Annotated in this window: 9 protein-coding genes and 1 pseudogene; 2 read left to right on the plus strand and 8 right to left on the minus strand. The window is 34.3% G+C overall.

The annotated features are described in order from the left end of the window. Positions 1 to 202: 202 nt before the first annotated feature. Positions 203 to 1,924: a M14 family zinc carboxypeptidase gene (locus ACTF56_RS03875; protein WP_438965610.1), complete on the plus strand. Its 1,722-nt coding sequence runs from the start codon at positions 203 to 205 to the stop codon at positions 1,922 to 1,924. 151 nt (positions 1,925 to 2,075) lie between these two features. Here the strand turns inward: ACTF56_RS03875 and ACTF56_RS03880 are convergent, their stop codons facing one another. From ACTF56_RS03880 to ACTF56_RS03895, 4 genes are all read right to left on the minus strand, one after another. Then, positions 2,076 to 2,462, minus strand: a complete 387-nt coding sequence (locus ACTF56_RS03880; protein ID WP_438965597.1) for a hypothetical protein — start codon at positions 2,460 to 2,462, stop codon at positions 2,076 to 2,078. Between the two features lie 3 nt (positions 2,463 to 2,465). Then, positions 2,466 to 2,960, minus strand: a complete 495-nt coding sequence (locus ACTF56_RS03885; protein ID WP_438965598.1) for a phosphoribosylaminoimidazolesuccinocarboxamide synthase — start codon at positions 2,958 to 2,960, stop codon at positions 2,466 to 2,468. An 83-nt stretch (positions 2,961 to 3,043) separates the two neighbouring features. Then, positions 3,044 to 3,307 carry a heavy metal-binding domain-containing protein gene (locus tag ACTF56_RS03890; protein WP_438965599.1) on the minus strand — a complete coding sequence of 88 codons (264 nt, stop codon included), beginning with the start codon at positions 3,305 to 3,307 and terminating at the stop codon, positions 3,044 to 3,046. A gap of 56 nt (positions 3,308 to 3,363) precedes the next feature. After that, positions 3,364 to 4,134 (minus strand): sulfite exporter TauE/SafE family protein, encoded by a 771-nt coding sequence (locus ACTF56_RS03895; protein WP_438965600.1) that lies wholly within the window; start codon positions 4,132 to 4,134, stop codon positions 3,364 to 3,366. Between the two features lie 291 nt (positions 4,135 to 4,425). Here ACTF56_RS03895 and ACTF56_RS03900 point away from each other — a divergent pair, with 291 nt between their 5' ends. Further along, complete coding sequence (locus tag ACTF56_RS03900; RefSeq protein WP_438965601.1) at positions 4,426 to 4,617, plus strand: hypothetical protein; 192 nt, start codon at positions 4,426 to 4,428, stop codon at positions 4,615 to 4,617. Between the two features lie 31 nt (positions 4,618 to 4,648). Here the strand turns inward: ACTF56_RS03900 and ACTF56_RS03905 are convergent. The 4 genes and pseudogenes from ACTF56_RS03905 to ACTF56_RS03920 all read right to left on the minus strand — a co-directional run. Continuing rightward, positions 4,649 to 5,023: pseudogene (locus ACTF56_RS03905) on the minus strand (transposase); the annotation flags it as partial. A gap of 560 nt (positions 5,024 to 5,583) precedes the next feature. Beyond that, a complete protein-coding gene (locus tag ACTF56_RS03910; protein ID WP_438965602.1) occupies positions 5,584 to 6,393 on the minus strand; it encodes a Cof-type HAD-IIB family hydrolase in 810 nt (269 codons plus the stop codon). Between the two features lie 132 nt (positions 6,394 to 6,525). Further along, positions 6,526 to 11,595: a right-handed parallel beta-helix repeat-containing protein gene (locus ACTF56_RS03915; protein WP_438965603.1), complete on the minus strand. Its 5,070-nt coding sequence runs from the start codon at positions 11,593 to 11,595 to the stop codon at positions 6,526 to 6,528. Positions 11,596 to 11,756: 161 nt separating this feature from the next. Then, complete coding sequence (locus ACTF56_RS03920; RefSeq protein ID WP_438965604.1) at positions 11,757 to 12,356, minus strand: sensor histidine kinase; 600 nt, start codon at positions 12,354 to 12,356, stop codon at positions 11,757 to 11,759. Between the last annotated feature and the right edge of the window lie 278 nt (positions 12,357 to 12,634).

The following is a 12,634-nucleotide window of genomic DNA, read 5'->3' on the forward strand; positions in this document are numbered from 1 at the left end:
GAATTATGATTCATTCCGTCACTTCTAGTGGTTTTTAAAAAGAAAACGCTAATTTAGATTTTGAAAATTGTATCAAGAAATCGAGAATTAAATTTATTTTCCAGTCAGTTTCAACCACTCTTCATTGCCGTTGGTTTCAACCAACGGAACATGTATAACAATCAAAATAAAATTCCTATTTTTGAAATTCAAATCAAACATTATGCGTTTCATCACAACATTATTTCTTTTATCATCAATTATTTCTTTTTCCCAAGAAAAATATTTGACACCTTTTGAAAACGGAAATGGCAATCAATCCACAACTTATGAAGAATGTATTGCTTATTATCAAAAATTAGATAGCGCTTTTGAAACGGTTTATCTAAAAGAAATGGGCAAAACAGATAGCGGAGAACCTTTACATATAGTAATTTTTAATCCAGAAAAGCAATTTAGTTTTACACAAATTAATAAAGATAAAGCTGTAATTTTAGTCAACAACGGCATTCATCCAGGTGAACCAGACGGAATTGACGCAACCATGATGTTGATGCGTGATTTAGCGACCAAAAAAGTTTCCGTTCCAAAAAATACGGTTTTAGTAGCGATTCCAGTTTATAATATTGGTGGAAGTTTGAATCGAAATTCAAATTCCAGAGCCAATCAAAATGGTCCAGAAGAATATGGTTTTAGAGGAAATTCGAGAAACTATGACTTGAACCGTGATTTCATCAAAACAGATTCTAAAAATTCGAAGAGTTTTCAAGAGATTTTTCATTTGGTAAATCCAGATATGTTTATCGATAATCATGTGAGCAATGGAGCTGATTATCAATATACTTTTACGTGTATTGCTACGCAACATCAACGTTTGGGTGGAAAATTAGGGGAATTTTACAAAACTGAAATGCATACTGCAATTGTAAAAGATTTGAAGCAAAAAGACATTGAAAGTGTGCCTTACGTAAACATTCACGGTGACAAACCAGATGAAGGATTTGCACAATTTATGGATACTCCAAGATATGCAACAGGTTACACTACTCTATTCAACGCAATTGGTTCTGTGCCTGAAACACACATGCTGAAAGATTTTGCCAGTCGTGTAAAAGTGACTTATGAATATATGGTTTCAAGTTTGAATTATGTGGATAAAAATTACAAGAAAATCAAAGCTTTAAAAGCTGAAAATTTAGAAAACTACAAAGTTGGAAATCTTTATCCTTTGCAATGGGAAATTGATTCTTCAAAAGTTTCTACTATTGCTTTTCGAGGTTACGAAGGAGATTATAAACCAAGTGAAGTTTCTGGAAAACCAAGATTATTTTATGACAGAGCGAAACCTTTTACCAAAAACATTCCGTTTTATAATGATTACAAATCCACTAAAGATGTTGTGATTCCGACTTATTATGTAGTTCCAAAATCACAATGGCCGATTTTAGAATTACTAAAAGTCAACCAAATTGAAATGACTGAAATCAAAAACGATACTGTAATTGAGGTAGAAAGTTATAAAATTGCAGATTACAAAACTTCTAAAAATCCGTATGAAGGACATTATGGCCATTACAATACTGTTGTGACATCAAGTAAAGAAAAAATAGGTTTTAGAAAAGGAGATTTCTTAATCAAAACCCAACAAAAAGGGGTGAAATATCTTTTGGAAACTCTAGAACCAGAAGCGGTTGACAGTTACTTTAATTGGAATTATTTTGATCCTATTTTACAACAAAAAGAGTATTTTTCGGCTTATGTTTTTGAAGATTTAGCGAAAGAAATTTTAGATAAAAACCCGACTTTGAAAGCTGAATTTGAAGCTAAAAAGAAATCAGATGCTGCATTTGAAAAAAGTGGTGAAACACAATTGGATTGGATTTACAAGCATTCGCCTTATTACGAAAAAGCACATTTGCAGTATCCTGTTTATAGAATTAGGTAGTATTAAGATTGGAGTATTAAGTATTAAGACTGAATAGATTCTGAATATTTTTTTAATGAATTGATATAATCAGTATCAAACTCAATTACTCTAATTTTTTTGGACTTAAATGAAATTTCTCCATCAAAAACACCTTTAGTATTAAGAAATTCTATAAAAAATCGTCCTGATTAAATTCAGTAAGTTTTCCTAAATAAACTGCGCTACTCTTTTTTGTAGCCAATTGAAAAACTCCAAACTTTTTAGTCAAAAAGGATAAAATTACTTCTAAATTAATAAGAGGTATTAGTGTATAATTTGTGAGTTTTATCTCTTTCAAACGAATAACTTTTTCATTAAATTGAGTATCATCATCACTAATTATAGCTTCTAAATTTTTGTTTCTTAAGATAACAAAACCATCAATAACAAAATCCACTGGATTATTTCTTAGTAATATCCAATCATCATTAAAATCCAATAAAAATCCTGAAAAAGAGTCCTTTATATCCGAGAATTCTATTGTAACAAGTTGGTTTAAATAGTGCTTCGTTATCATTTATTAACTAATTAAACCTTCTTCTTTAAAGATTTTTAAGGCTTTTTCTGTTTCACTCTTGCCGTTAGAAAATGAACCTGGAAGCATAATTAATCTCTTCTTGGTAGTGCTATTTTCATCAGTAAAATAAACTTCAAAATAAGCTCTGGTCAAGTAAGGTTTCGCTTTAACAAAAACAACTTCTTTTATTGAATTTCTATAAATGAGTGAAGTTGTAGAGCTATTTCTACTTGTTAAAATACCGTAAACAAAATACAATCCTAAAGAAATGAAAAACACAAAAAAAACATAGTCTTGCGCTATAAATACAGCATAAGATTTGTAAAATAAAAAGATTGAAATCAGTCCATAAATGATTAAAACTCTTTTAATGTTATTACTTGCAACAACTCTACTAATATTATTTTTATTTATATCTCTAGAAAACACTATCTTATCGGTAAAAACATGACAAAATTCTGTTTTAGTTTCAAAAGATTTATACATTTCTTCAATCATGATTAAGCATATCTTAAAAATAACAAATTTCACCAATTAATTTGTGCTAATTAGTGAAATTCGTGTAAAAATTCATTCCAATATTAATGATTGTGTCCTTCATGATCGCTGTGATCATGGCCCTCGTGATCATGACCTTCATGTGCATCCGCATCCAAAGAGGCTAAATCCATTTCACAAACAGGACATTTCCCAGCCACTTCATACGTTTTTCCGTTTTCGCAATCCATTGGACATACAAAACCTGACATTGCTGTTTCTTCACCTGATGTGGTAGCAGCTGGTTCTGAGGTTTCTGTGGCGTTATCTTTACAAGAAACAAAAGTTAAAGAAGCAAAAGCCAACACTAAAAATAATTTTTTCATATTATCGATTTTTATTTAAGCAACTAATTTATACAAAATTAATCAAAAAACCATAATTTAATGGATAAAGCGGTTACCGTTACAATTAAAAAAAGTTTAATGACTTTATCATCTTTTTTTACAGACCAACGACTTCCAAACCATGCCCCAGAGACATTACCAACCGATAAAACAGCAGCCAATCCGTAGTCAATTTTGTCATTAATGGCAAAAACTACTACTGCTCCCAAAGTATAAACAAATACTACAAAAACTTTAGTAGCGTTGGAACGTAAAAGACTCATTCCATTGACATAAGGCAAAACCAAAAGCATTAAAAAACCGATGCCCGCATTGATAATTCCGCCATAAATACCCAAAAAAAAGAAAACAATAATGGAGATAATCAAAGGCATTCCTGTTAGCTTTTCCGTTAAATTAGTTTTGTTTTTATTGGGATTGAAAACCGTTAAAACCAAAACCATAAGCATCACTACAGCCAACATTCTGTTAAAAGGTTTTCCCTCAAAATCTAAGGCCAAATAAGCCCCAATTGTGGCACCAAACAAAGATGAAATTCCCACATACAAACTAAAAGGATAAGTAGAAACTCCTTTGCTTTTAAATCCTCTAACAGCCGTAAATGTTTGCAATAAAATAGCTACTCGATTGGTTCCTTGTGCCAAAGGTGCTGGCAATCCCATAAAAATTAAAATAGGCAAAGTCAATAAGGTGCCACCACCAGCAATTGTATTTAAAAATCCTGCTGTAAATCCAAGAGCAATTAATAACAAATAAGGTACATATTCTTGCATAATAAATGGAGTCAAAGAGGTTGATTACGATTACATTGTAAAAATAGTTACAATTTAACTTCTGTTGGATTTTCTCAGAGATATTTTTTCAATTTTCGATTATTAATAATACAACGACGTGATGCAATACCAAATCTACAGATTAATAAAAAAGGGTTAATGAACCTTATCATTAAAGGTCTATTAAACATAACCAATTATGAATTAAATATTTAGGTTTGCAACAGTCCATTACACAAAATATCCTTTAGTTTTTCAAACCGCACATTCAATTCAATAAAAGTGCTTTCTAAAAAATAACACACCATGAAAAAATTACTTTTACTAATCGTTTTTATTCCTTTTACTTGGGTTCATGCTCAAATCATAAAAGTAGATCTTGAAACCAAATTTTTAAATTCAGAACTTATTGTACAGGGACAAATAATTAAAAAAGAAGCTTACAAAACCAACAATTCAATATACACCAACTATACCTTAAAAGTTAGTAATGTATAAATGGATATGCAAATAAAAATTACAGTTTAAGTTAAGCGACATTTTTGTAAATGTTGTTTTGATTATTAAATTCTTCGATTGTTTTGTAATTCAATGCACCGTGTCGTCTTTTTTTGTTGTACCAGATTTCTATGTATTCAAAGATTTCTAGTTCCATTTGTTGTTTTGTTATGAGTTTGTTTCCATAAATTAATTCGGTCTTTAATGATTTAAAGAAGCTCTCTGCTACTGCATTATCCCAGCAGTTTCCTTTTCTACTCATACTTCTAATCACTTCAAAAGATTCAATTGTATTAGTAAATTTTTTGTTTGCATATTGAACTCCTCTATCAGAATGAAAAATCAATCCTTTTTGAAAGGTTCTGTTTCTTATGGCCATTTTCCAAGCGGCAAGAGTTTTCCCTTTTGCAATCTGCTTCCTTTCTTTAATAACTTAGTGCTACAAAACCCTTGCGAACTTTGCGAAAAACTTAGGGCCTTTGCGTTAAAAAAAAAAATCTGAAACAAGTTCAGAATGACAAAATCAAAGACAACGATAAAATAAACCCTGACGAACTTTACTTTTAAAAACTTCATGAAACTTAGTGCCATAAAACTTTACGAACTTTGCGTTAAAAAAATAATTTATACTTTAACACAAAGTCACACAAAGGAGAGCTCAAAGTTTCACAGAATTTATTTGTTAAGTATTGAGTAGAAAATCGTAAAATAAACTAATCCCTTCTCCTTTTCATTAAAAACTTAGTGAAACTTAGAGCCAAACTAAGAGCAACTTAGTGCTACAAAACCCTTGCCTCATTGCGTTAAAAAAATAATTTATACTGTAACACAAAGTCACACAAAAGAGAGCTCAAAGTTGCACAGAGTTTATGAATTAGTTATCAAGTGTTATGAGGAAAAAACATACTATAAAACTACTACCATTCCATTCTGCCTTCTGCCTTCTCATTAATCCCTTCTCACCCATCAACCAACACCCAAAATAAACCGCTCAATAACTTCTGCTACTCCATCCTCATTATTAGAAGCTACAACAACATCTGCATGATGTCTTAATTCAGGACTCACATTAGCAACCCAAACCCCCAGACCCGCAAATTGGATCATGCTTAAATCGTTTCCTGCATTCCCTACCGCAATAATTTCACTTGGATGAATGTTCAGTTCATGCGCAACCCATCGAACACTTGCAGCTTTATCAATGCCTTGTTGTGCTACCTCCAGGAAAAACGGTTTCGACATCGTAACACTCAAATGCGGTTTGGCGACTTTCAATGCTTGTTCCACCTGCTTTAAATAACTTGGTTCTTCCAACAAAATGCACTTCACAGCATCGGTTGTAACGGCATCTTTAAAACTAGCGACTTTACGGTGAGGCATTCCAGTAATGTGCTTTTCAATTTCAATGTATTCCGAATCCGTTTCACTCACAATAGCATCATTCAAATAAGTAATGATATCCGTTTTACTGTTCACACTAAAATCATACAAAGCATGAATTTGATCTTTAGATAAGGTTTGTTTGAAAAGGATAGTACCATCACTAACCCTGCTCACTACTGCACCGTTAAAAGATATCATATACGAATTGTAGTCGTCCATTTTAAGCTCTTTAGCAAAAGCAGTCATGGCCGTTGTGGGTCTTCCCGAAGCTAAGATCACATGAACTCCCCGTTCTTGAACTTTCAAAATCAGTTCTTTATTCTTTGCAGATAGTGTATGGTTGTCTGTCAATAAGGTATCGTCCATATCCAGAACCAGCATTTTATAAGGCATTTTTTTATTGTTTTAAAAAGAAGTCCATTAACCGTTTTAATTAGGTTCATTGCACCGCTCCATTATTTTGCAAATAAACAAAAAAAAAGCCTCTACATAAAGTAGAGGCTTTCATTATTTAAGGCGAATGAATTATCTTCCAATTATTAATTTATGATTTTCTGAGAAGTTTTGACCACTCAATTGGATTACATAAACCCCAACAGCTAAATTGTCTAAAGCTATTTGGCTTTCTGAACCATTCATTTTAAATTGTTTTACTAATTTTCCTGAACCTACTTCAATGATACTTCCCGTAATTTCAGAAATAAAGTTTTCTGACAATTGAATTGTAACATAGCCATCATTAGCAGGATTTGGATAAATAGAAGCAATTCTAGTAGCAAAAATTGAATTAGATAATAATACCGTTTGTGCTTCAAATGCCCCAATATCTCTAGTTCCGTCAAATACAGCGTTGCCCAATTGATCCACAAAAGTATCAGCAACATCACCAGCATTGTAAGCAACACTTCCCGGTAATAATGCATGAGTGAATAATAAGCCACCATTGTCTTGTAAAGGTCCAACATTTGGGTTAATTGGAGCAGCCGTTGTACCTACTAAATCCCCTGTAGCAGCTACGAAAGAAGCCGCAGTTGCTGTACCAATTAAGTTGTATCCGTTAGAAGTAAAAGCTCCTGTTGATGAAGACACATCTGCATCTAAATTACTAGTATTTAAAGCTACAATAGTATTTTTTAAGATTGGGAATGTACCACTATCATTAGAAATACCTCCACCACTTACAGTAGCAATGTTATCTGCTATTGTTGAAGCGTTAATATTCAAGCCAGCGTTTGAGTATACTCCACCACCTTTATTTACCGATGAGTTTCCTGATATTGTAGAAGTAGTCACTGTTGCAGATCCCGTTTTCACGTGAATTCCTCCACCGTTTCCAGCAGCACCATCAGAAAAGTTATTAGAAATTGTAGACGAATTTACAATCACATTTCCACCATTTACGAAAATACCACCACCACCAAAGGCAGCACCATTTCCACTTGCCGTATTTCCAGCAATTTGAACGTTGTTAACCGTCATTGTACTTCCTGTTTGATTCCATAATCCTCCTCCTTCACGAGCAGCATCATTAGAATTGATGGTACCACCTGTAATAGTTGTATTAGTTGCACCTGAAATGTGAATTGCTCCACCGTTTCCAGGGTTAGCAGTACCAGCATCACCATCTACATCATTTCCATTAAGAAAAGATTCGGTGATATTTAAAGTACCATTAACCACTTCAATAGCACCACCTGCACGATTAGCCGAATTAGATTGTAAAAAAGAATTTGTAATAGAAATAGTACCTACCAAACTTAAGATACCTCCACCAGAACCCGAAGTTCCTGTTGCCTTATTATTCAATAAAGTTGCAGTATCTAAGGTTAAAGTACCAGCATTGTTAAAAATACCTGCACCACCGTCATCAGCACCTGGACCACTTGCTACGTTACCGTTTAAAATAGTATTTGTAACACTCATGATTCCTGAACCGTTCCATAAACCACCACCTTCAAGAGAAGCTGTATTGTTGTTCACTGTTCCACCAGTAATTGTTACATTTCCTCCCCCTGTGATATGCAATCCACCACCGTTTCCTGGAGGTCCGGTTACCGAATTTGAATTTAAATTCACGTTAGTTAAAAGAATCATACTAGTTCCTGAATTATCTTCAATACCACCACCTGCTCTAACAGCAGTATTTCCTGTAATAGAAGAGTTAGAAACCGATAATTGAGAACCTACATCATTTAAAATTCCACCTCCAGAACCAGCAGTTCCGTTAGCAATATTATTTGATATTGTTGCATTTTGAATGTTTACACTACCTGCATTTAGGTTGTAAATACCACCACCTCCATTAGTAGCGTCATTACCAGAAGCTGTATTTCCATTGATAGTTGTTCCATCAATAGTCATTGTTCCAGTTCCGTTCCATAAACCACCACCTTCAGCAGCAGCTACGTTTGTATTTACAGTACCTCCTGTTATTATTACGTTTCCATTTCCAGAAACATGAAGACCACCACCATTTCCAGGAGCAGCCACTGCAGGTGCAACACCTACATTGTTTCCTGTTAAAGTAGCATTATTTAAAGTAGTTGTAGTACCCGATTGTACTTCAATACCACCCCCTGCTCTGTTAGCTCTGTTACCCGTAACTGATGAATTAGTAATCGTTACTGTAGCTCCAACATCGGATAAAATTCCTCCTCCAGAACCTAAAGTCCCATCAGCAATGTTGTTACTTACAACAGTATTGTTTTGTAGTATTAATGTACCTCCATTGTTTACATAAATACCCCCTCCACCGTTGTCAAGTGCAGCACCAGAAGCTGTATTACCGTCAATAGTTGTACCGTCAACAGTCATTGTTCCAGAACCGTTCCATAATCCACCACCTTCTGAACCAGCTACATTGTTGTTTACTGTTCCTCCGATAATAGAAATGGTACCAGGACCTGTCATGTGTAATCCACCTCCATTCCCTGGAGCAGAAAATACAGTATTGGAGTTTAATGTTACTCCAGTCAAATTGATGAAAGAAGTACCTCCTGTTGCATTACCTTCAATTCCACCACCTGCTCTGTTAGCTGTGTTTCCAGTAATAATTGTATTTGTGATATTAGCTGTTGATCCTACATCATTTAAAATTCCACCTCCAGAACCAGCAGCTCCGTTAGCTACGTTATTTGATATTGTTGCTGCAGAAACATTTAATGTTCCTCCATTCAAATTATAAATACCTCCACCACCGTTATCTGCGGTAGGTCCTGAAGCTATATTAGCATTAATTGTAGCTCCGTCAATAGTCATTGTTCCGGTACCATTCCATAATCCTCCACCTTCAGCACCTGCAAAATTATTGTTTACAGTACCACCGGTTACAGTAGCATTACCAGAACCAGTAATGTGTAATCCACCACCATTTCCTGGAGCACCTGGAGCACCACCATTTGTGTTGTTGTTGTTAAGAGTAACTCCCGTTAAATTTGTTGTTGAACCTGCAGCCGCTTCAATTCCTCCTCCTGCTCTAATAGAAACATTTTGAGTAATTGCAGTATTTGTTGCAGAGAACGTTCCAGCAAAATTAAATACTCCTCCTCCTGAACCAGCTCCTGTAGACGCTTGGTTAGAAGCAATAGAACCGCCTGTCATGTTTACAGTACCAGCACTAATATAAATACCTCCACCACCATCTGTTGGAGCAGCTGCACCTAAAGCGATGTTAGAAGTAATTGATGAGTTATTGTTGATTGTAACCGTTCCGTTTGTATTGGCAAATCCACCTCCTCTAAGGTTAGCAGTATTACCATTAACTGAAGTATTGCTTAAGTTTACAGCAGCACCATCATTTAAGATACCACCTCCAAGACCTAATGTACCATTAGCCATGTTATTTGTAACCATAGCATCTGTAAGATTTAATGTCCCTACTTGGTTGTAAAGACCTCCACCTCCATTATCAGCATTAACTCCTGAAGCCATGTTTCCGTCAATAGTTGTTCCAGTAACACTCATGGTTCCTGAACCGTTCCATAAACCTCCACCTTCAGCACCTGCAAAATTATTGTTTACAGTACCACCGGTTACAGTAGCATTACCAGAACCAGTAATGTGTAATCCACCACCATTTCCTGGAGCAGCAACAGCAGGAGCAAGTCCTGTATTGTTATTGATTAAAGTAACATTATTTAATGTTGTTGTAGTTCCAGCAACAGCTTCAATTCCTCCACCGGCTCTGTTAGATATATTTCCTGAAATAGTTGCATTGGTAACTGTAACTGTAGCACCTACATCAGCTAATATTCCTCCTCCAGAACCTGCAGTTCCGTTAGCAACATTATTGGTAATCATGGTATTGTTTTGAACAATTAATGTTCCGCCATTATTTACGTAAATACCACCACCACCGTTATCAGCAGCAGCTCCTGAAGCTGTATTTCCGTTGATGGTAGTTCCATCAATTGTCATAGTTCCAGAACCGTTCCATAATCCACCACCTTCAGAACCAGCAGTATTGTTATTTACTGTTCCACCTGAGATAGAAATAGTTCCAGGACCTGTCATGTGTAATCCACCACCATTCCCTGGAGCAGAAAACACTGTATTGGAATTTAATGTAACGTTAGTTAAATTGATGAAAGAAGTTCCTGCTGTTGCATTTCCTTCTATTCCTCCACCCGCTCTGTTAGCCGTATTTCCTGTTATTAAAGTATTTGTGATGTTAGCAGTTGCTCCAACATCATTTAAAATTCCACCTCCAGAACCTGCAGTTCCATTAGCAAAATTGTTTGTAATAATACTTCCTGTTATGTTAAGGGTTCCGTTATTTAAGTTGTAAATACCTCCACCACCATTATCAGCAGCAGCTCCTGAAGCTGTATTGGTATAAATAAAAGAACTTGTAATAGTCATTGTTCCAGTTCCGTTCCATAAACCTCCACCTTCGGCAGCAGCAATATTGTTGTAAACATAACTGTTTGCGATAGTAACTGTTCCTGCACCTGTAACGTGTAATGCACCACCATTTCCTGGTGCTGCAGTTGCAGGACTAACTCCCGTTTTGTTTCCATACAAATTAACTGTACTTAAAGATACTGTTGTACCCGATACAGCTTCAATAGCTCCACCAGCTCTGTTTGAAATGTTATCAAAAAAATCTGAATTAGAAGCAGTTAAAGTTGCTCCTGTACCTACCAAAATAGCACCACCACTACCCGAAGCACCGTTGGCTCTACTGTTGGATATTTTAGTACCTGCTAAACTTAAATTTGCACTTACGACTTGAATGGCTCCTCCATTGTCTGCTAAACCATTGGTAAGTGCTAAGTTGTTGACAGCAAAATTTCCTGTTGTAACATCAAAAATTCTACCATTGGCGTTACCATTAATTGTTGTTACAGCAGCACCATTACCAACTAATGTCAGTGATTTGTCCACAGTAATTTGTCCCATTGTAAGTGTAATTGTAGTGACACTTGCGTCAATAGTAATCGTAGCTCCTGATGCTGCCGCTGCAATCTGACTTCGTAAAGTGCCTGGCGATCCATCATCTGCATTACTAGTAACTGTTTGTCCAAAAGCGCCAAAAACTCCTATAAATAGAAGCATTGATGAGACAAACATTTTGAAAGTAATTCTTTGTTTCATAGATTGTTATTTAAATGGTTAATATGCATTTATATAACAACATACGTGAGAATTACCTTATCGGTTTTTAATTGGGGTGTTTTTTCTAGATTAATTTATTTTTTTAGAAAAGTATTAATAAAATTCATAAAGTTTTTTTATGTTTTGCACTAATAATTAAACTAAGAAACTAATTCTATCCTAGCTCTTGTACCTTCATTTAAAACAGAATCAAAAATTAATCTTCCTTGGTGCAGCTCCATTAATTCTTTACTGTAGAACAATCCAAAACCTCCTTGACGATTTTTTTCAAATTTGAAAATATTGAGGTTCTTAGCACTATTTTGATTGTTAAGTGAGACTAAATCCTTCTCATTGATGCCTTTTCCTCTGTCTAACACTTCAATATTTAATTGATGGTCTATTAGAGAAAAATTTACATCAATGAATGCATCTCTATTACTGAATTTTATGGCATTGGCTAGTAAATTATGAATGACTTTAGAAATAATATCCTTATCCAATTCAAACGAAATAAATTGGTCGCAATTATTAATGATAGTAATGTTTTTTTGAAGTAGTAAAGCATATAAATTATCAATGATATCATTAAGCATCTGATTAACATTTATAGTTGTCTTAATTAAATTAAAGCCGTTTTGTTGTTTTAATGACCAACTTAACAATTGCTGAGTGAGTTGGTAATTTTTGTTGGCCGATTTGTGTATGGAAACAATATGCTTTTTTAATTCTTCATGATTTATATCTTTAAAATTATCCAAAACATAGGAACTGTAACCCTAATAAAGCGTTGAATGGATCAACAAGATCATGCGATATGATTGTAAATAGCTTAATTTTTAAATTATAAAGTTCTTCATAATTAATAGCAATTTCTAAAGGGTTTGTATTTGTGGTTATTACTTTATCGTTAATTGCATTGCTTTTTAAATAATCAATTAGTTTAAATTTGGTAATTACACTGAGTTGTCCTAAAAAAGGTTGACTCGTTAATAATTCAAATATAGTTAAATCGTAACAGAATTAATTCTGTTACGAT

The sequence above is a fragment of the Flavobacterium sp. genome, from assembly GCF_965657075.1.
In the GTDB taxonomy this organism is placed as follows: domain Bacteria; phylum Bacteroidota; class Bacteroidia; order Flavobacteriales; family Flavobacteriaceae; genus Flavobacterium.